Origin of the sequence: Lachnoclostridium sp. An138 (genome assembly GCF_002160765.1) — a bacterium.
GTDB lineage: Bacteria > Bacillota > Clostridia > Lachnospirales > Lachnospiraceae > Laedolimicola > Laedolimicola faecalis.
Genome location: NZ_NFLF01000007.1, coordinates 150,075 through 169,615, shown reverse-complemented (window position 1 = coordinate 169,615; position 19,541 = coordinate 150,075). Strand labels below are relative to the sequence as shown.

Sequence of the window (19,541 nt, the reverse complement as noted above, 5' to 3'; positions counted from 1 at the left end):
CCGCCCGCGCCTGTGTGCCGCAGACACGTCCGCGTGTTCTCAATTACCAGGAGCATCTATAAGTAAAGCTAATATAAATGTGTTAAAAATATAATGAACACGGGACCGGCCTGCGGTTGCTATCTGTAAGGAAGTATGTTATGATATTCCCCGTCACTGTAAAAATGACAAACTCTGGAGAGTCTCAGTAAATGAGCGCCGAAGGTGTAACACAGAAGAGCCGGCGGGGATTTCCCCAAAGCTTTTTTGTCTATCTCTCAGGCAAAAGGACAGGGCTGAAAATGCAAATGTTCTACTCTTTGGAGGAGCTGATTTTTATATCGGCTCTTATTTTTTGCGCTGTAATGAGCCGGGCAGGGCGGCAGATTTTCCGGACATGTAATCCGGATATCGGATATCAGATATTAAGGCCATGCGGAAAGTTTGCGAAAAGCGGCCGCGAGCCTGCCAATGTGGAGCCTGCACACAGCGCAAAACATCATAATTGTATTAATATTATGTGAAAGAGGGAAAGAAAAATGTTGGAACTGATCAAAGCGGTAAATGAATGGATGTGGAGCCTGGGGCTTCTGATTATTCTGTGCGGTACGGGAATTTATTTTACAATCCGCCTGAAGTTTATTCAGGTTAGAAAATTCGGAGAGGGACTGCGTCTGGTGTTCGGTCATTTCCGGATGAATGGCGAGAAACGGGAGCATGGCGAGATGACGCCTTTTCAGTCTCTGGCGACGGCGATTGCGGCCCAGGTGGGGACAGGAAATCTGACCGGCGCGGCGACGGCCCTTGTATCGGGAGGTCCGGGAGCTATTTTCTGGATGTGGGTCAGCGCCTTTTTCGGCATGGCGACCATTTACGGAGAGGCCGTGCTTGCGCAGGAATATAAGACGACGGTAGACGGCGAGGTGACAGGAGGCCCTGTCTACTATATCCGCCAGGCTTTTAAGGGGACGTTTGGAAAGATCCTGGCTGTAGTATTTGCAGTGTTTATTATTCTTGCTCTGGGCTTTATGGGAAATATGGTACAGTCCAATTCTATCGGAGCAGCCTTTGGGCAGGTGTTTGAGGCAAGAAATATCAAGATTCCTCCGGTGGCAGTCGGAATTCTGCTGGCAGTAACTGCGCTGTTTATCTTTGTAGGAGGAACGAAGAGGCTGGCAGCTGTGGTGGAAAAGATGGTTCCCTTTATGGCGGCTGTCTATATTATCGGAAGTCTGATTCTGATTGGGATGAATATTACGGCTCTTCCGGGAGCTCTGAAAATGATTTTCGTAGGCGCTTTTCGTCCGGAGGCGATTCTGGGAGGTGCAGCAGGAATCACGGTGCGGGAGGCGATTCGCTACGGTGTCGCCAGAGGTCTGTTTTCCAATGAGGCAGGCATGGGCTCCACGCCCCACGCCCATGCCCGCGCGGCAGCGAAAAATCCCCATGAGCAGGGTATGACGGCTATGATCAGCGTATTTATTGATACATTTATTATTCTGAATCTGACGGTATTTACGATTCTGACTTCCGGAGTTCTTTCTTCCGGGAAAGAAGGAATTGCTCTGACGCAGGAAGCTTTTGTAAGCAATTTTGGCGGTTTTGGAGATATTTTTGTGGCAGTCTGCCTGCTGTTCTTTGCGTTTTCTACGATTCTTGGCTGGCATTTCTTTGGGGAAATCAACGTCCGGTATCTGTTTGGAAAGAAAGCGGTAAAGGTATATTCTGTGATTGTAGCAGCGTTTATCATTGTGGGTTCCACCCTGAAGGTAGACCTGGTATGGGAGCTGGCAGATTTCTTTAACGGCCTGATGGTGATTCCGAACGCGCTGGCTCTGTTAGCCTTAAGCGGCGTGGTGGTTACGATCAGCAAGAAATTTGGAAAGAAATAAAAGGCAGGAAGGCGGCATTAAGGAGGCGGCGATATGCCGCAGATCAGACCGATTACTGACCTTCGCAACACCAATGAAATTTCGGACATCTGTCATGCCCGGCGTGAGCCGATATTCATCACAAAGAATGGATATGGAGATTTGGTTGTGATGAGTATTGAAACTTATGAAGCAATGGTGGAAAACGCAGCGACGGATACTGCGATTTCAGAGGCAGAGGCTGAATTTGAACGGGATGGACAGCTCCATGATGCAAGAGAGGCGCTTGCTTCTTTAAGGAGGAAGCACTTTGGATAAATACAGCGTTTTCCAAGTGAATTTTGAAGTGAATCATAGATAGCGTCGGTGTACCAAGGGACAATACGGTCAAAAATGGCTGAATTTGCGCCCCTGCTGCGTTACTTTCACTCCGCGTACGCCCTGTACGCGTCGTTCAAGTGCCTTGCAGGGACACAAATCAGCTCATTTTTGACTCTGCGACCTCAGCCCTCGGGAATTCGCCTGTTTTCAAGGCAGACGATGGAAGCGTACTGGACGTACGCTAACTGAGGATAACGCAGAAAACAGGCGAATTTACAGGGCTGAGGCGTATTGCCCCTTGTACACCGACGCTAAGAAGAAGAGCAGCCTGCGACAAACAGACTGCTTTTTTCCTATGTTCCATAAGGCCGGCCCTGCGGCAGCTGAATCGTAAACGTGCTTCCCCCGCCGGGGGTGTCGCTGACGGCCAGCCGGCCCCGGTGGGCTTTTACGATCTCAGACGCGATACAGAGGCCAAGTCCGAAGTGCTCCCGGTCGCTGCGGGAGGGATCAGAGCGGTAGAAGCGCTCGAAGATATGCGTTTTCTCTTCGTCCGGGATGCCGGGACCGTTGTCAGCCACAGAAAAAGAGAAAAGGTTCTGGGAAAAGGAAAGGCTTAAATCTACCCGGCCGCCGGAGAGAGTGTAGCACAGCGCGTTGTCAAGCAGGATTGCGAGTACCTGGCGGATACGCTCCGGATCGCAGAAGCAGGGAGGAAGCAGGTCTTCGGGCAGCCTGACGGAGAGCTGTATCTGACGCTCCTTTGCCAGCGGCAGAAAGGACTCATAGGTGTCAAGAAGCAGGGTATCGATCTGTGCAGGCTCCGGCCGGATGCTCCAGGACTGAGTGTCCGCCTTTGAGAGAAGAAGCATATCTTCAATCAGCCGGGACATCCGTTTTCCTTCTGATTCCGCAGCTTCCAGAAAATGCTGTCGTTCTTCCGGCCTTCCCTTCCGGGAGGCAGAGATACAGGACAGCATCACAGAGAGCGGGGTGCGGAGCTCATGAGAGGCGGAAGCGACGAACCGTGCCTGCTGTCTCTGGCTTTCCTCCAGTGGAAGCAGGAGCCGTTTGGTGAAAAACCAGGAAAACAGCAGCAGGGCGGCGGCTCCGGCCAGGTCGAGGCTGAGAAACAGAAGGCGCTGTCTTCTGATCTGCGCTTCCAGCGAGGTCAGCGGGGCCAGAATCAGCGCCTGGAGCTCGCCCTGTCCCCGTGACAGGGAAGCGCCGCAGACATAATAGTCTGCGCCGGTACTGGGAGAGCGGAAGGTAAATTCTGTATGCGCTGCGGAAACGGAGCCTGTGCTGTCCGCGGCGGCCAGTTTCGGTTCACAGGAAACCCAGGCTTCCTCGTACAGGGTCTGGGCGCTCTGATTCTGGCGGTTGTGGAGGAAGGGCACGCCGTTGTCCAGAAGCCAGATCAGATATTTTCCGTTGTCTTCCATGTTTTTCAGCCATCCGCCTGAGATGACAGGCTGCTGTTCCAGATTTCCCACAAGCGTGTTCATATCATTCTGAAAGGAGATGAAACTGTTGTCCCGCAGGCTTTTTTCCGATACATACAGCCAGCCGCAGGACATGATCAGCAGGATGAAAATGGTGATTCCTGCGCAGAGAAGTGTCAGTCTTATCCGTACTTTTTGAAACATGATGAATGATTCTCCTGTAAGAGGTTTTTGTCCGGTTTCAGCGTTCCAGGCGGTATCCTACGCCCCGCACAGTCTGAAGATGGACGGAGCTGTTCAGATTTTTCAGCCGGCGTCTCAGAAAATGGATGTAATTATCCAGGTTGCCGTCTTCCACGTCGCTGTCCATTCCCCAGACTTTCGTCAGCAGCAGCTCTCTGGAAAGCGTCTGACCGGGATTGCGCAGAAATGCTTCCAGAAGGGCGGCTTCTCTTCCGGACAGGGTACAGCTGCCGGACGGCCCGGTCAGACTGAGCTCGTTCGTGGAAAAGGCCAGATCTTCGAAGAGAAGGGCGGAGGAATCGGAGAGCTTCCGCGGGCGCCGCAGAATCGAGCGGATGCGGGCCATCAGTTCCTCAAAGGCAAAGGGCTTGACCAGATAGTCGTCCGCGCCCAGATCGAGACCCTCGATTTTATCCTCCAGCGCGCCGAGGGCCGTGATGAGAATCACAGGAGTCTGAAAGCCTTCCCTGCGCATCTGAGCGAGCACAGACGCCCCGTCCAGAAGAGGAAGCATCCGGTCCAGCAGAATCAGATCATAGATGCCCTGCCGGATATAGTAAAGGGCTTCTTCGCCGTCCGTACAGGAATCTGTCTCGATTCCTTCCTTCTGAAGCTGGAAGCAGAGGGCTTCCTTCAGTTTTTCATCATCTTCTACCAGCAGTATTCTCATTGCAGGGCCTCCTGTAAACAGTTTTCTATCCTATTATAAACAATGATACCACAGAAGTCTTTAAAAAATCTCTAAAACAGAAGATATGGAACATAAGGGGCATATGAAGGAAAGGGTCAGTTAAAGGTTCCGTTTTACAGAAGAATTTTTCTTTAGAGATTCTTTAGAGACTGCCCTGTTATGATGTGAGAAAATCAGGAAATGAGGAGAATGAAAATGAAAGACAAAGTATGGAATCAAAAAATGAGAACCCGGCTGATGGCGGCAGGACTTGCAGGAGCTCTGGGCCTTGGCATCTGCGGATGCGGAACAGGGGATGCGTCTTCTGCTTCCGGAAGTACAGGCCAGCAGGAGGCAGTACAGGAAGAGACGGCGCAGGAAGACATGACGCAGGGGCTTTCCGGGCAGCAGGAAGAAAAGCAGGCAAATAGCGTTTCTGAAAGCGGAGAGCCGGACCTGTCCGGGGAGATCCGGGAAATATCGGATCAGACCTTCGTCCTCAATGAAATCATAGAAGAGGAAGGAGAAGGCGGCACGGAGATCGCGGCTCTGCCTCTGGATGAGGCGGAGATGAATCTGATTACAGCCGTCTGGGATGAGAATACAAGATTTACCCGGAGAACCATAAAAAACGGCGGAGCGGATTATGAAGACAGTGAAAGCTCTCCGGAGGCCCTGGAGACCGGGGCAATGGTGAATCTGTGGGGCAGCTATGAGGGGGATGTCTTCCGGGCCTCACAGGTGCGTCTGACAGAGGTAGAATAGAAAGGAGAAATGGGAAGACATGAAAAAGCATTCCGTGATTCATAAGATAACAGCCTGGCTGCTGCTCGGGGCCCTTCTGCTGGCCTGCGGCTGTTCCGGAGCTGGTACGGCGGAGAAAGCCGGGGAAAACAGCGGAAACGGTTCTGATGATACGATTATGGGGCGATACGTGGAGCAGGAAACAGCGCTTCCGGAAGCGGTTTCCTCTCGGGAAGAGGGCAGCGCCCCGGTGATGGCGGTGATGGAGGACGGCTCTGTGGGACTTCTGGATCAGCTGTCGGGCCTTTACCGTTCGCAGGACCAGGGAGAGACCTGGGAGCTCCAGGAGACAGCGCAGCTTACGGAGCTTGCCGCCGCAAACTATATTGCCAATTTGGCTCTGGCTCCGGACGGAAGCATTGCAGCGGTATACACCCCTCCCATAGACAATGAGGAGCAGGAGCTTTCCTATCAGTATTTTTATCTGGACGCGGGCGGAGAAGAGCGTGCGGTGCCCTATGACGACGGGGAAGATTATCTGCACCAGCTCTGGTTTGGAAAAGACAGCCGCCTTTACGGCATCAGCATTGGCGGGAAGGTTTATGAACTGGACTGTGAAAACGGAACCGCGAAACAGATTTTTGAGATTACAGGGGTCTCGGATTATGTCTGCTTTACGGATCATTATATGGTGATTCTCGGCTCCCAGGGGCTCAGCCTGTATGACACGGCAAACGGAACGCAGGCACAGACGGATCAGGTGCTGGAGGATTTTGTGAAAGCCCACTATGACACCGGGTCCTTCAGTGCAGACACCCACAATATGGTAGCGGCTTCCAGTGAAGGCGACGTGATTTATCTGGCCTTCAGCGATGGAATCTACCGCCATACCATCGGCGGCTCAGCTATCGAAGAGGTGGCGGATGGAAGCCTGAATTCTCTGGGAAATCCCATGATGCAGCTTCGCGGCATGACGGTGCTGGAGGATGAGGTATTTCTGATTCTCTATTATGGACCGCAGCTTATGAAATATGTGTATGACGCGGATATTGCGGCGACGCCGGAGGAGGAGATCCGTATCTACAGCCTGTATGAGGACTATACGATCCGTCAGGCAGTGAGTCTGTACCAGAAGGAACATCCGGAGGTCTACGTCAATTATGAGGTAGGAGTCAGCGGGGATGACGGCATGACGGAAGAGGACGCCATCCGAAACCTGAATACAAGGCTTGCGTCGGGCAGCGGACCGGACCTGCTTGTGCTGGACGGTCTCCCGGCAAGCTCCTACGAGGACAAAGGCCTGCTGGCAGATCTTACAGAGCTGGAAGCCGGGTTTACCGGGGAGAACAGCCTTTTCTCCAATCTGGTGGATGCTGTACGGACGGGAGATAAGCTCTATTCCCTTCCTGTACGCTTCAGCCTGCCGCTTCTTGTGGGAAGTCCGGAGGTATTAAGCCAGATTTCGGACCTGGCCTCTCTGGCGGCCGCGGCAGAAAATGTCCGCGCGGAACAGCCGTCGGGCGGAATTCTGGGACTTCTGACAGAGGAACAGGTTCTTGAGGCCCTGATGCCCACCTCCTCCGCTTCCTGGCTTACAGAAGACGGGGAGATAGACGAGGCGGTCCTGACCGAGTTCCTGACCCAGGCAAAACGGATTTATGAGGCGGAGCTTGCGGGATACACCGAGGAAGAACTGTCCATACTTCAGGAAACGGACCGGCAGACGATATCCAGCGGGGGAACTGCTGCCAGCAGCAGCGTACTGGCTTCCTCGGAGGCTCTGGACATGGCCATGGGCGGGCAGCTTATGGGAGCCGGTGTGGTGAACAGCATGGAGACAGATTTCAACCTGCTGGCCACGCTTGCGGATCAGGAGGAATCCATGGACTATATGCTTCTTCCGGGACAGACGGCAGACAGCTTCCTGCCGGTGGCCAGTGTGGGCATTCTGGAGACGTCTTTTGACAATACGCAGGTGACCGATTTCTTCTGCTATCTGTTTGGACGGGAGTTTCAGGATCTGGACCTTCCAAACGGCCTTCCGGTAAACAGGGCTTCCTTTGAGCATCTGCAGGAAGCCGGTTCCGGGGACGACAGCGCAGTATCCTTTGTCATTATGACGGAAGGGGGAAATGGGGACGCTTTTTCTGTGGATGTTCAGCAGGCTTCCGCAGAGCAGTTCGCCCGTCTGAAAGAAATGGCGGAGACAGTAACGGCAGTGGGCTCCGGAGAATCTGCGATAGAGGATGCCGTTCTGGAAAGCGGGCCGAAAGCCCTGAACGGCAGTCTGTCCGTGGAGGATACGGTAGCTGAGATTGTACAGAAAGCGGCGATTTATCTTGCGGAGCAGTAGAAAACAGCATGTGCTGCGGAGAAGGAGAGGAGCCGGGAAACGGGCCTGGCTGTGCTTCCTGGCTCCCAGCCTTCTGGGGGTTCTGGTCTTTGTCTGCCTTCCTTTTCTGGATGTGGTGCGGCGGTCGTTTACGACCGCCGTCACCGGCAGATGGACCGGTTTTTCCAATTACCGGGCGGTCTTTGAAAATGAAGCTTTCCGTCTTGCGGTATGGAATACCTTCCGCTTTACGGCTGTCTGCCTGCCGCTTCTGGTGGGACTTGGACTGTTCGTGGCGGTTCAGCTTTCCAGGCTTTCGAATAACCAGAGATTTAAGACCATGTTTCTGTTTCCCATGGCAGTTCCGGCCGCCGCCATCGTGCTGGTCTGGAAAATGGTGTTTTCCTCCGGCGGTTTTCTGAATCTGTTTCTGAACAGAATGGGGATTCTGGCAGATGGAGTGCAGCCGGATTATATGGCCTCGGGAGCGGCCTTCTGGGTGCTGGTATTCAGCTACGTGTGGAAAAATCTCGGCTATACGGTGGTGCTCTGGCTGGCAGGCCTCTCAGCGGTGCCGGACAGCATTCTGGAAGCCGCCCGTGTGGACGGGGCTTCCCAGTGGAAATGCTTCTGGAGGATCACGCTGCCGAATCTGAAGGGAAGCCTTTATACGATCACCGTTCTTTCTTTTTTGAATTCGTTTAAGGTATTCCGGGAGGCTTACCTGGTGGCAGGCTCTTACCCGGACAAGAGTATGTATCTGCTGCAGCATCTGTTTAACAACTGGTTTGTAAACCTGGATCTGGACAAAATGGCTGCGGCCGCAGTCTGTGTCGGCATGGTGCTTTTTATGGCGATACTGCTGCTGCAGAGACTTTGGGACAGGGAGGATTAAGAAATGCGCAGATTCATGAGATATCTGATACTTGCAGCCCTTGGAATTCTTTTTATTGCCCCTGTTTTTCTGCTGGTCTCCGGATCGTTTATGAGCCGCTGGGAGCTGGGGGAATATCTGGGGCCTCTTGAGAGCGGAGAAGGGTTTCTGCGCTGGGCGTGGTTCCCCATGTACCCGACCTTTTCCCATTATGCCAGGCTGCTGTTTGAGACGCCGCAGTTTTTCACCGTGTTCTGGAATTCCATGAAGATAGCGGTGTGTTCTGTGGGCGGCCAGCTCCTTCTTGCGGTTCCGGCGGCCTGGGCCTTCGCGGTCTACCGGTTTCCGTTCCGCAGGCTTTTATTTACGCTTTATGTGGCGCTGATGCTGCTTCCGTTTCAGGTGACGATGCTTTCCAGTTATCTGGTGCTGAATCAGCTGAATCTGGTCAATACCCACTGGGCGGTGATTCTTCCCACAGCGTGCTCCACCTATCCGGTCTTTCTGATTTACCGGGGCTTCTCAAGTATTCCCGGAGCGCTTTTGCAGGCGGCCCGGATTGACGGAGCCGGAGAATGGCGCATTTTCTGGAAAATCGGCCTGCCGCTGGCCTCCAATGGAATCCTGTCGGCGGTGGTGCTGGGCTTTCTGGAATACTGGAGCCTGATTGAACAGCCGCTGGCGTTTCTGGAGGAGCAGTCTCTCTGGCCTCTGTCCCTTTATCTGCCGGAAATCAGTCTAAGCCAGGCCGGATATTCCTTTGCGGCCTCTGTGATTACGCTGATTCCGCCAGCTTTTGTCTTCCTGATAGGACAGGATTATCTGGAAAAGGGAATCGCGGCTTCGGGGCTGAAGGAATAGGACAGGACGTATGGAAGAAGAAAATCGGAGTAGGGAATTATGGAATTGCTGAGACGACAGAAGAACAAAATCAGGGCCTTTGGGATGTTTCTGGCATTTATGCTGCTGTGTACGCTGATTTCCAGATCGGTCTATGCTTCGGGCCTTCCGCAGGTAAGCACGAAGACGCCGGAGGCCTCTGCTCTTTCCCATGAAGTAGAGGTGGAGGGAATCGTGGAAGCGGGACGGGAGACGGCCGTTACGGCTTTGAGCGGACTGCGCTGTGAGACGGTTCTGGTGCATACGGGGGACCATGTGGATACAGAGACTGCGCTTTTTCAGGTAGATCTGGAGGATTTGAAAGAGCAGATAGAGGAAAAGCAGCTTGCGATTTCAAAGCTCCAGCTGGAAATTCAGGCCCAGGAGCAGAACCGACAGCTGGAAGCGGAGCAAAAAGACGAACAGAAGGAGCGCACCCAGGAGGACTATGATGTGGCAGATGCAAGTTCTTCCCAGACAGTAGCCCGGGCAGAGCAGGATCTGGCAGCAGCCGAGGCGGCGCTGAAAGAAGCCGAGGCAGAGTATGAGGCGTGGAAGGCGGAGCAGGCAGCTCAGCCGGAAGAGCCGGAGACGCCGGAAGCTCCAGAGGAACCGGAAGAGCCGGAGACGCCGGAAGAACCAGAAATTCCAGAAACGCCGGAGACGGGAGAATCTGGCGAAGCAGAGACGGCAGGACAGGCGGAAACGGAGCAGTTCACGGCAGCAGAACAGACAAATACACCAGAGACTACAGACACATCGGGGACGGAGGGCGAAAGTTCCGGAGATTCCGAAAACACCGATTCCGGGGGCATGACAGAGGATGCCTGGCAGGAGAAGCTTACGTCGCTCCGGCAGGCCGTGGAGACGGCAAAGCGCGCACTGGAGGACGCTCGGCAGAGCCGGGACAGCGCGCTGGAGACAGCGGAGCGGGCTGTGGAGGATGCGGACAGCGAAAGTACCGCGGATAACAGTCTGGAAATCAACCGCCTGGATCTTTCCTCCCAGCAGAAGGAACTGAAAGAGTATCAGGAGCTTCTGCAGGCGGATGGAATCGTGTATCCGGAAAAGGAAGGGATTGTGACTTCGATTGCAGTGAGTCCCGGCGAACGGATTCCGGACGGCGCGGCGCTGGTGATGGCAGATCTGGACAGCCCGCTGCAGTTTTCAGCTTCTCTGACTGCGGAACAGAAGAAGTATGTCAATCAGGGAGATTCCGTCTCTCTGAAGCTGGGAAGCAGGACCGTAGAGGCCACAGCAGATTATATCGCGGAAAGCGAGCTGAGCCCGGGAACGTACCAGCTGACGGTTTTTCTGGAGGAAGGAGAGGGGGAACTTGGCGAAAGCGGAACCCTTTCGGCGGAAATGAGGACCGACACCTACTCCTGCGTCGTACCGCTGGAAGCTGTCCGTGTGGATGAAAACCAGAGAAAGTATGTGCTTACGGTGGGAGAGAGGTCCGGAATCCTGGGACCGGAGTTTGTGGCCCGGAAAACCTATGTGACGGTCCTGGATCAGAACGATAGTCAGGCGGCGCTGGAAGAAGGAGGATTGAGCGGAGAGGAGGAAGTGATTACGGACTATACTGGGGAGATAGCGGATGGAGATGTGGTGAGATATAAGGAATAGAAAGCTGCCTGAAGCAGCCGGAGAGGAATCCCCCGAAAGCCAGAAAAAATACCGCCAGCCATCACCGGGCTGGCGGCAAAATATACGGAAAATTTGATTTTCTGTTCCGGCAGTTAGTTTTCCTTCTGTGCAGCCTTGACCTCGGCCATCTTCATGGCGCGGACCTTCAGCGGCAGTCCGAACAGGGTAATGAAGCCGTCGGCGTCATGGTGATCGTACAGATCTCCTGTCGTAAAGGAAGCCAGAGACTCATTGTACAGAGAGTAGGGAGAGGTGGTTCCGGCCTTGATGATGTTGCCCTTGTAGAGCTTGAACTTCACTTCTCCGGTCACGTACTCCTGGGTTACTTCCATAAATGCCTGAATGGCTTCCCGGAGCGGAGTGAACCATTTGCCTTCGTACACGATCTGCGCGAACTTGTTGCCCAGGTCTTTCTTTGTCTCCATGGTGGCGCGGTCCAGAACGAGCTCTTCCAGCTGACGGTGAGCCTCCATCAGAATGGTTCCGCCCGGTGTCTCATAGACGCCGCGGGACTTCATGCCGACTACGCGGTTCTCTACGATATCGACGATGCCGATGCCGTGCTTGCCGCCCAGTACGTTCAGCTCACGGATAATATCGGATACCTTCATCTTCTTTCCATTGATGGAGGTGGGAACGCCCTTTTCAAAGGTCATGGTCACATATTCGCCCTCGTCAGGAGCCTTCTCAGGCGTTACGCTCAGAACGAGAAGATGCTCGTAATTCGGCTCGTTGGCCGGGTCCTCAAGCTCCAGTCCCTCGTGGCTGATGTGCCAGAGGTTGCGGTCGCGGCTGTAGCTGGAGTCTGTGGAGAAAGGAAGGTGGATGCCGTGCTTCTCGCAGTAGGCGATCTCGTCCTCACGGGACTGCATGGTCCAGATGTCGGTCATCCTCCAGGGAGCGATAATCTTGATATCGGGAGCCAGGGCCTTGATGCCAAGCTCAAAACGAATCTGGTCGTTGCCCTTTCCGGTAGCGCCGTGGCAGATGGCGACAGCGCCCTCTTTTCTTGCGATCTCAACCAGCTTCTTTGCGATGGCCGGACGCGCCATGGAGGTACCCAGCAGGTATTTGTTCTCATATACGGCGTCAGCCTTTACGCAGGGCATAATGTAGTTATCGGCGAAATCATCTACCAGATCTTCGATGTATAATTTGGAAGCGCCGGACAGCTTTGCTCTCTCGTCAAGTCCTTCCAGCTCATTTCCCTGGCCGCAGTCGATGCAGCAGCAGATAACCTCATAGTCAAAATGTTCTTTCAGCCACGGAATGATGGCTGTGGTGTCCAGTCCGCCGGAATAGGCGAGTACGACTTTTTCTTTCATGATAAGTTCCTCCTCGGTATTTCATCAGCGCAGCAGAGACGGATGTCATACGGCGCGTATTTTCACTGAACATAAATATACATCATCCCGCAGGAAGTTGCAAGTGAAATTTTATACATATTTATAAAATTGAAACAGGGTATTGTTGTTTAATATGCAGATTCATACTGAATAATATGCAATAATAGTGAATAAATATAAAATCAAACAAAGAATTCTGGCTGACGCGGACCGGCAGATTCGCAGGGACGGAGTTCCGGGTCATTACTCATCAAGAAGACGGCTAAGCAGCGCCTCCCGGTGGTTCAGAAACAGCTCTGTTACCTGATAGCATTCCGTCTCCTCGTAAGCGCAGGGATGGACATGCCCTTCGTCAAAAGACAGAATCTGGGCATCCGGGGTACCCAGCAGAATGGGGGAGTGGGACGCAATGAGAAACTGAGAGCCCTGAGCGGCCATTTTTACGATCTGAATCAGCAGGGTGAGCTGCCGCTGGGGTGACAGGGCGGCCTCCGGCTCGTCCATGATGTAAAGTCCCGGCCCCTCAAAGGACAGAAAATAGGAGAGAAAGCTCTCGCCGTGGGACTGTTCGTGAAAGGATTTGCCGCCGCAGCGCGCGTAGTAGATTTCTTTCCGGGTAGAATCCCGGTAGTCCTCTGCCTTGGTTGCCACATTGAAAAAGCTCTCCGCCCGGAAAAAATAGCTGGACGCCGGACGGCGGAAGCCTTTGGAAAAAGTAAGGGCTGTGCAGAGCTCCGACACGTCATCGTAAGTGGAAAAACGGTAGTTCAGAGTGCCGCCCTCCGGGTTGAAGCCGTAGCTTGTGGCGATGGCCTCCAGAAGGGTGGATTTTCCCGTGCCGTTTTCCCCCACAAAAAAAGTAATGTTTTTGGAGAATGAGAGGTCTGTCAGCCCGGACAGGGCCGTGATGCGGTGAAGATAGGAATGTTCGGGAATTTTGTTCCAGTCGATCCGGAGAGCGCGGATGAAGCGGTTTTCAAACATAACAGGCGGTTTCCTTTCGGGCTTGAGAATGCTGATTGATATGATTCTAAATCATTATAGTCAATTCCAGGAAAGCTTTCAATGATTTCAACTTTCAAGTCAAACATATCTTTCATTGGCATATTTTCCATTGTCCGCGGGATTCTGCTAAAAGAGCTGGTCTGGATGATTTTACAGAATATGATAATTTTTACTTTTCCAATGGATATTTCTATGCTTAAATAATAGATATCAGATGATAGAAGGAGGACTCCCTTGCTTCACGAAACAATGTGTGCGGAGCGCCAGCGGCTTGAACGGGAGATTGTGTCTCTCCAGGCCAGGCTGAAGGAGCTGCCGGAAGGAAAGCGTGTCTGTGTCCGCAATGGCTGTTATACCAAATGGTACCGAAGTGATGGCCATGATTCTGTATACATACCTAAAAGGGAAAAAGCATTTGCGGAGCAGCTGGCTGTAAAAAAGTATTTACAGATGCGGCTGAAGGAGCTGCTGCAGGAACAAAGAGCAATTGATTTCTATTTGAGGCATCATAATTCTGATGCCGGCTATGCGGAACACTTACTATCTGAGAATTCTTTATATTCAGAACTTCTTTCGCCCTATTTTACTCCCGAATCACAGGAACTTCAAAAATGGATGGCGCAGCCTTACGAAAGCAATCCGGCTTATCCGGAGCAGCGTATTCATAAGACGAGTGCAGGTATTTTTGTGCGTTCCAAATCAGAAGCGCTGATTGCCATGCTTCTTTATATGAATAAAATTCCATTCCGCTACGAGTGTGCGCTTTCTCTGGGAAATGTTACAGTGTTTCCGGATTTTACCATCCGCCATCCCCACACCGGGCAGTTTTTCTATTGGGAACATTTCGGAATGATGGACAGTTCCGTTTATGCAAAAAATGCCTTTTCAAAGCTTCAGCTCTATACGGAGCATGGAATTGTACCGTCTATACAGCTTCTTACTACATATGAGACAAAAGAGCATCCGCTGGATTCTGCCGCTGCAGAAAATCTTATCAAGTCATACTTTCTGTAAAGATGGAAAGCGCATACGCTTTGCCCGCTGAGAATACCGTATCTGGATATATACAGTTTTTTACTGCCGTGCGCTCCAAAATCACCGGTATCAGGACCAGTTACTGTTTTTCTTGTTCAATATCAGACATGGATTGGACATATAGAGAAAAGTAGTTTGTTATGTCCAAAATTTATTTCATTGTTGGATGTAAACAACGTATTTTCTTGTATATGTAAAATAAGAGCGCTGCGCAGTTGAATTGGCAGGAAAACAGAGTTGTTTTACATTGAAATTGGATGATAGACACAAAATTTTTCGCATATATCCAACACCAGTCATCCGACATCCGCCCGGGACCAGTTCCGGGCGGCTATGCCGCCGGAAGAAGAAATGTCATATAACACCGCTGCCACCAGAAATGTTTTCTTTACAATGCCGGCTTGAAAAAGTATACTGAAAACAAGAGGTGTTGCAGCATGATGGAACAGCTGAGTTTATTTGACGATCGGGAGAGAACGGCCCCTCTGGCGAGCCGCCTCCGCCCGGAGAGTCTGGACGAATATGTGGGACAGAAGCATCTGGTGGGACCGGGAAAGATCCTGCGCCAGCTCATTGAGCGGGATCAGATTTCTTCCATGATCTTCTGGGGGCCGCCCGGTGTGGGAAAGACCACGCTTGCCCGGATTATTGCCCGGCAGACCAGAGCGGAATTTGTGGAATTCAGCGCAGTGACCAGCGGTATCAAGGAAGTGAAAGAGGTCATGGCCCAGGCGGAGCAGAACCGCCGCCTCGGCATCCGAACTCTTCTTTTCGCGGACGAGATACACCGGTTTAACAAGGCCCAGCAGGATGCCTTTCTTCCTTATGTGGAAAAGGGCAGTATCATTCTTGTGGGAGCCACTACGGAAAATCCCTCTTTTGAGATCAATTCCGCTCTGCTGTCCCGGTGCAAGGTGTTTATCCTGAAGGCGCTGGAGGAAAGCGATCTTCTGGAGCTTCTGCACCATGCTCTGAGCAGCTCGAAGGGGTATGGAACCATGAAGATCTCCATCGGGGAGGAGGACCTTGGCGCCATTGCCCGTTTTGCCAATGGGGATGCCAGAACTGCCCTGAATACGCTGGAGATGGCGGTGCTGAATGGGAGAATGGACGAGAATGCGGTGCTCTGCGTGGACAAAGAGATTCTCTCCCAGTGTATGAACCGCCGCTCCCTTTTGTATGACAAGAATGGGGAAGAGCATTACAACCTGATCTCAGCTCTCCACAAATCCATGCGCAACAGCGACCCGGATGCGGCAGTCTATTGGATGTACCGGATGCTGGACGGCGGAGAGGACCCGCTTTATATTGCCAGGCGGCTGATTCGTTTTGCCAGCGAGGATGTGGGTATGGCAGATTCAAACGCGCTTCCGCTTGCAGTGTCTGTATATCAGGCCTGCCATTTCCTGGGGATGCCGGAGTGCGACGTGCATCTGGCCCACGCGGCAGTCTATCTGTCCATGGCGCCCAAGTCCAACGCCCTTTATACGGCCTGTCTGGACTGTAAGAAGGATATCCGGGAGAAGCCCGGGGCTCCGGTGCCCCTGCAGATTCGGAACGCTCCTACACAGCTGATGCAGGATCTGCACTACGGGGAGGGATATATTTACGCCCATGATACAAAAGAAAAGCTCAGCCGTATGAAATGCCTGCCGGAGGAGCTTGCGGGAAGAAGATATTACCAGCCCACGGAGGAAGGCGAGGAGGCCGCGGTGAAACGGCGGCTGGAAGAGATTCTGTGCTGGAAGGAAGAGACGCCGGACGGGGCGGATCAGGACGGCGGAAAAGAATAAAGCAATGGAATAAAGAGAGGTACGGCAGATGGAGGAGAAGGAGCTGTCACAGAACAGGGAGGTACAAAAAGGAAATTCCGGTCCGGAGGAACACAGGGAGAGACTGCAGAGACAGCAGAAAAAGCGGAAGAAAAGAAGAAAGCCTCAGAGCAGGCGGTCACGTAAGGCACAGCGGAAGAGAAAACGGATGCTTCTGCTGCTGGGGGAAGCGGCAGCGGTTCTGATTCTGTTTCTCATGCTTTTTGCAGTCATTTTCAGGGGCTGCGGAGACGGAAACGCGGTGGAGCCTGCGGCCGTCATACAGGGGGCCGGCATGCAGAATCTGGAGCTGTTCCGCCAGGCCACGTCGGAAGTGATGGCAGAAGAAACGGAAGAGGAAGAGGAGAGGGTCAGCACTGTAAAGGTCATAGATACAGAGACCGACGAGGTGACGCTTGGAATCGATGTTTCCGAGTATCAGGGAAATATCGACTGGTCCCAGGCGGCGGAAGGCCAGGATTTCGTGATGGTCCGGGTGGGATACCGAAGCTCGGAGACAGGAGAAATCACAGAAGATGCCTGTGCCAGGTATAATCTTCAGGAAGCCGGAGCGCAGGGACTCTATCTGGGAGCCTATTTCTTTTCCACAGCAGTTTCGGAAGAGGAGGCCAGAGAAGAGGCCGGCTGGGTCTGCGATCTGCTGGACGGTTATTCCATCACCTATCCGGTGGCCTATAACTGCGAGGGCTTTCAGAATCCGGACAGCCGCCAGTATCAGCTGACCATAGAGGAACGGTCCCGGATCGCCCAGGCTTTCCTGGATGAGGTGGAATCACGGGGATATACGGGAATGTTTTACGCGGCCCGCAACGAGCTTCAGGGGAACCAGCTCTGGGATGCGGATACTCTGGAGCTGAAGTACCGGATCTGGGTGGCCCAGTACGGAATCGGAGACTATCCGGATACGGAACGGCCGGAATATTCCGGAGAGCATGTGATGTGGCAGTATACAAATGAGGGAACTGTGGCAGGCATCGACGGAGGAGTGGACCGGAATGTGGCCTACTTTGGATACAGTGAGGCGGCGGAGCCCAAAGCGGCAGGAACGGCCCGGCGGGTAGAAGCCGATCCGGAGGTGGGAGTGGACTTTACCGAAGTGGAAGAACAGGTGACGGCCAAGGAGCTGGCCAATCTCCGGAGCACCATGGATCAGGGAGACGACAGTAATGTGGTCACTCAGCTTCGAAACGGGGAGACGGCTCTGCGTACCGGGACAGGAAACAATGGATGGTCCAGACTGGAGTATAACGGTCAGACTCTCTATGCAGTCTCCAGTCTGCTGACTACGGATTTGAGCTACACGCCTCCTGCCCAGGAACCGGAAAGTGAGTTTAAGACGAAATTTACCACAGTGTCCGAGCAGGTGACAGCCAAGGAGGTGACGAATCTGCGGAACCGTCCCAGTGTGGAGGAGCCTTCCCAGGTCATCGCCCAGCTGTATAATGGCGAAGTCATCACCCGCACGGGAGTCTCTGATGTGGGCTGGTCCCGGGTGGAATACAACGGGCAGACGCTGTACTGCATCAGCAGCTATCTGCAGACAGTAGAATAAGATGCGGTAGAATCAAATCAGAAGCAGGAACAGAGCAGTTCACATCCGTCTCAGGTCTTTCCGGCCGGGATGGATGTGAATTTTTATGTAAAAATTCAATTTATGCTTGCATAATATACATTAAAATGATAATATATCCACTAAACATGAATATTTATGCGAATATAGCGAAAAACACTTGAAAAGCCGTTCAAACAGGTTTAGAATGGAACGGAAATCTTGGACAAAGGCAGGGAAAAATTATGATTAAAGCAGGAATTATCGGAGCTACCGGATATGCGGGAGGAGAGCTGGTGCGCATCCTTACAGGACACAGGGATGTGGAAATCTGCTGGTATGGCTCCAGAAGCTACATAGATAAGAAGTACGCGGAAGTCTATCAGAATATGTTTCAAATCGTAGACGCCAAATGTATGGATGACAATATGGACGAGCTTTCCAGAGAGGCGGACGTGATCTTTACAGCCACGCCCCAGGGCTTTTGCGCTTCTCTGGTAAATGAGGAGATTCTCTCCAGAACAAAGATTGTGGATCTGAGCGCGGATTTCCGGATCAAAGATGTGGATACCTATGAAGAATGGTACAAGATCAAGCATCCCTCTCCTCAGTTTATTCCGGAAGCAGTCTACGGACTCTGCGAAATCAACCGGGAAGCGGTGAAGAAGGCCCGTCTCGTGGCAAATCCGGGCTGTTACCCCACCTGCACCACGCTTTCCATCTATCCTCTTTTGAAGGAAGGGCTGATCGACCCTGCTACCATTATCGTGGATGCCAAATCCGGAACCTCCGGAGCAGGCAGGGGCGCAAAGGTGGACAATCTCTATTGCGAAGTGAATGAGAATATCAAGGCTTACGGAGTCGCCACGCACCGCCATACGCCGGAGATTGAAGAGCAGCTGGGATACGCGGCGGGCTGTCCGGTACTTATCAATTTTACGCCTCATCTGGTACCCATGAACCGGGGAATTCTCATCACGGCTTACGCCTCTCTGAAAAAGGAAGTTTCTTATGAAGAGGTAAAGGCTGTCTACGATAAATATTATGATTCGGAGAAATTTGTGCGCGTACTGGAAAAGGATGTATGCCCTCAGACAAAATGGGTGGAAGGCAGCAACTATGTGGATGTGAATTTCAAAATCGATCCCCGTACCAGGCGCGTGATTATGATGGGAGCCATGGACAACCTGGTAAAGGGAGCGGCCGGACAGGCCGTGCAGAACATGAATCTGATGTTCGGCCTGAAGGAGAGCGAGGGACTGGAGCTGGTCCCCATGTTCCCGTAAAGCCGGGCCGGAAAGGACGAAAAAAATGACTGTACGTACGATGACCATAGAAGATTTTGACCAGGTGCATGCCCTGTGGATGACTATCAGCGGCTTTGCCATCCGAAGCATCGATGATTCCCGGGAAGGCGTAGAGCGCTTCCTGCGCCGGAATCCCACCACCAGCGTGGTGGCGGAAGAAGACGGAAAGATTGTGGGAAGCATTCTCTGCGGCCATGACGGGCGGAGAGGCTGTCTGTACCATGTGTGCGTTCATAAGGACTACCGGATGCGCGGTATCGGAAAGGCCATGGTAGTGTATGCCATGAACGCGCTGAAGGCGGAGGAGATCAGCAAGGTTTCCCTGATAGCCTTCACGAGAAACGATATCGGAAACGCGTTCTGGAACCGGATTGGCTGGACCAGGCGCCTGGATTTGAATTATTATGATTTTACGCTGAATGAGAAAAACATTACGGAGTTTAATAAATAGTTTTGTGC

Annotated in this window: 16 protein-coding genes and 1 riboswitch; of the genes, 12 read left to right on the top strand and 4 right to left on the bottom strand. The window is 52.7% G+C overall.

Annotation, left to right across the window (positions count from 1 at the left end; all coding sequences use genetic code 11):
• Positions 1 to 164 precede the first annotated feature (164 nt).
• Positions 165 to 283, top strand: a riboswitch (glycine riboswitch).
• Positions 284 to 518: 235 nt separating this feature from the next.
• Both B5E82_RS08330 and B5E82_RS08325 read left to right on the top strand, forming a co-directional pair.
• Positions 519 to 1,871 (top strand): alanine/glycine:cation symporter family protein, encoded by a 1,353-nt coding sequence (locus tag B5E82_RS08330; RefSeq protein ID WP_087307090.1) that lies wholly within the window; start codon positions 519 to 521, stop codon positions 1,869 to 1,871.
• A 33-nt stretch (positions 1,872 to 1,904) separates the two neighbouring features.
• Positions 1,905 to 2,168 (top strand): type II toxin-antitoxin system prevent-host-death family antitoxin, encoded by a 264-nt coding sequence (locus B5E82_RS08325; RefSeq protein WP_087307089.1) that lies wholly within the window; start codon positions 1,905 to 1,907, stop codon positions 2,166 to 2,168.
• A 356-nt stretch (positions 2,169 to 2,524) separates the two neighbouring features.
• Here B5E82_RS08325 and B5E82_RS08320 read toward each other — a convergent pair whose 3' ends face one another.
• Together B5E82_RS08320 and B5E82_RS08315 are read right to left on the bottom strand one after the other, a co-directional pair.
• Entirely contained in the window at positions 2,525 to 3,820 is a 1,296-nt protein-coding gene (locus B5E82_RS08320) for a sensor histidine kinase (RefSeq protein WP_087307088.1), read from the bottom strand.
• Positions 3,821 to 3,857: 37 nt separating this feature from the next.
• The gene (locus B5E82_RS08315) at positions 3,858 to 4,529 is read right to left on the bottom strand and encodes a response regulator transcription factor (RefSeq protein ID WP_087307087.1); all 672 of its coding nucleotides are present in this window, start codon (positions 4,527 to 4,529) and stop codon (positions 3,858 to 3,860) included.
• Positions 4,530 to 4,745: 216 nt separating this feature from the next.
• Between B5E82_RS08315 and B5E82_RS08310 the strand changes: the two genes are divergently transcribed.
• Genes B5E82_RS08310 through B5E82_RS08290 form a run of 5 tightly spaced genes read left to right on the top strand, consistent with a single transcriptional unit; the run spans position 4,746 to position 10,987 of the window.
• On the top strand, positions 4,746 to 5,294 hold the full coding sequence (locus B5E82_RS08310) for a hypothetical protein (RefSeq protein ID WP_087307086.1): 549 nt from the start codon (positions 4,746 to 4,748) through the stop codon (positions 5,292 to 5,294).
• A 19-nt stretch (positions 5,295 to 5,313) separates the two neighbouring features.
• Complete coding sequence (locus B5E82_RS08305) at positions 5,314 to 7,626, top strand: extracellular solute-binding protein (RefSeq protein WP_087307085.1); 2,313 nt, start codon at positions 5,314 to 5,316, stop codon at positions 7,624 to 7,626.
• A gap of 10 nt (positions 7,627 to 7,636) precedes the next feature.
• Entirely contained in the window at positions 7,637 to 8,500 is an 864-nt protein-coding gene (locus tag B5E82_RS08300) for a carbohydrate ABC transporter permease (protein WP_242966279.1), read from the top strand.
• Between the two features lie 3 nt (positions 8,501 to 8,503).
• A complete protein-coding gene (locus tag B5E82_RS08295) occupies positions 8,504 to 9,340 on the top strand; it encodes a carbohydrate ABC transporter permease (protein WP_087307084.1) in 837 nt (278 codons plus the stop codon).
• 39 nt (positions 9,341 to 9,379) lie between these two features.
• Positions 9,380 to 10,987 (top strand): efflux RND transporter periplasmic adaptor subunit, encoded by a 1,608-nt coding sequence (locus B5E82_RS08290; protein ID WP_087307083.1) that lies wholly within the window; start codon positions 9,380 to 9,382, stop codon positions 10,985 to 10,987.
• A 113-nt stretch (positions 10,988 to 11,100) separates the two neighbouring features.
• Here B5E82_RS08290 and B5E82_RS08285 read toward each other — a convergent pair whose 3' ends face one another.
• Together B5E82_RS08285 and B5E82_RS08280 are read right to left on the bottom strand one after the other, a co-directional pair.
• Positions 11,101 to 12,333, bottom strand: a complete 1,233-nt coding sequence (locus tag B5E82_RS08285) for an argininosuccinate synthase (protein WP_087307082.1) — start codon at positions 12,331 to 12,333, stop codon at positions 11,101 to 11,103.
• Between the two features lie 264 nt (positions 12,334 to 12,597).
• A complete protein-coding gene (locus tag B5E82_RS08280; RefSeq protein ID WP_087307081.1) occupies positions 12,598 to 13,338 on the bottom strand; it encodes an AAA family ATPase in 741 nt (246 codons plus the stop codon).
• Between the two features lie 255 nt (positions 13,339 to 13,593).
• Between B5E82_RS08280 and B5E82_RS08275 the strand changes: the two genes are divergently transcribed.
• The 5 genes from B5E82_RS08275 (at position 13,594) to B5E82_RS08255 (ending at position 19,533) form a co-directional block, all read left to right on the top strand.
• Entirely contained in the window at positions 13,594 to 14,373 is a 780-nt protein-coding gene (locus tag B5E82_RS08275; protein ID WP_242966278.1) for an ATPase, read from the top strand.
• 461 nt (positions 14,374 to 14,834) lie between these two features.
• Positions 14,835 to 16,187, top strand: a complete 1,353-nt coding sequence (locus B5E82_RS08270) for a replication-associated recombination protein A (protein ID WP_087307110.1) — start codon at positions 14,835 to 14,837, stop codon at positions 16,185 to 16,187.
• 28 nt (positions 16,188 to 16,215) lie between these two features.
• Positions 16,216 to 17,778 (top strand): GH25 family lysozyme, encoded by a 1,563-nt coding sequence (locus B5E82_RS08265; protein WP_087307079.1) that lies wholly within the window; start codon positions 16,216 to 16,218, stop codon positions 17,776 to 17,778.
• Between the two features lie 242 nt (positions 17,779 to 18,020).
• Positions 18,021 to 19,061, top strand: coding sequence for an N-acetyl-gamma-glutamyl-phosphate reductase (gene argC / locus B5E82_RS08260; RefSeq protein ID WP_087307078.1), 1,041 nt, complete (start codon positions 18,021 to 18,023; stop codon positions 19,059 to 19,061).
• A gap of 25 nt (positions 19,062 to 19,086) precedes the next feature.
• Complete coding sequence (locus B5E82_RS08255) at positions 19,087 to 19,533, top strand: GNAT family N-acetyltransferase (RefSeq protein WP_087307077.1); 447 nt, start codon at positions 19,087 to 19,089, stop codon at positions 19,531 to 19,533.
• Positions 19,534 to 19,541: the final 8 nt, after the last annotated feature.

Excerpts from the sequence above, each read along its gene's own strand:
- B5E82_RS08330 (WP_087307090.1), top strand. The coding sequence starts at position 519 with ATGTTGGAACTGATCAAAGCGGTAAATGAATGGATGTGGAGCCTGGGG.
- B5E82_RS08325 (WP_087307089.1), top strand. The coding sequence starts at position 1,905 with ATGCCGCAGATCAGACCGATTACTGACCTTCGCAACACCAATGAAATT.
- B5E82_RS08320 (WP_087307088.1), bottom strand. The coding sequence starts at position 3,820 with ATGTTTCAAAAAGTACGGATAAGACTGACACTTCTCTGCGCAGGAATC.
- B5E82_RS08315 (WP_087307087.1), bottom strand. The coding sequence starts at position 4,529 with ATGAGAATACTGCTGGTAGAAGATGATGAAAAACTGAAGGAAGCCCTC.
- B5E82_RS08310 (WP_087307086.1), top strand. The coding sequence starts at position 4,746 with ATGAAAGACAAAGTATGGAATCAAAAAATGAGAACCCGGCTGATGGCG.
- B5E82_RS08305 (WP_087307085.1), top strand. The coding sequence starts at position 5,314 with ATGAAAAAGCATTCCGTGATTCATAAGATAACAGCCTGGCTGCTGCTC.
- B5E82_RS08295 (WP_087307084.1), top strand. The coding sequence starts at position 8,504 with ATGCGCAGATTCATGAGATATCTGATACTTGCAGCCCTTGGAATTCTT.
- B5E82_RS08290 (WP_087307083.1), top strand. The coding sequence starts at position 9,380 with ATGGAATTGCTGAGACGACAGAAGAACAAAATCAGGGCCTTTGGGATG.
- B5E82_RS08285 (WP_087307082.1), bottom strand. The coding sequence starts at position 12,333 with ATGAAAGAAAAAGTCGTACTCGCCTATTCCGGCGGACTGGACACCACA.
- B5E82_RS08280 (WP_087307081.1), bottom strand. The coding sequence starts at position 13,338 with ATGTTTGAAAACCGCTTCATCCGCGCTCTCCGGATCGACTGGAACAAA.
- B5E82_RS08270 (WP_087307110.1), top strand. The coding sequence starts at position 14,835 with ATGGAACAGCTGAGTTTATTTGACGATCGGGAGAGAACGGCCCCTCTG.
- B5E82_RS08265 (WP_087307079.1), top strand. The coding sequence starts at position 16,216 with ATGGAGGAGAAGGAGCTGTCACAGAACAGGGAGGTACAAAAAGGAAAT.
- argC (WP_087307078.1), top strand. The coding sequence starts at position 18,021 with ATGATTAAAGCAGGAATTATCGGAGCTACCGGATATGCGGGAGGAGAG.
- B5E82_RS08255 (WP_087307077.1), top strand. The coding sequence starts at position 19,087 with ATGACTGTACGTACGATGACCATAGAAGATTTTGACCAGGTGCATGCC.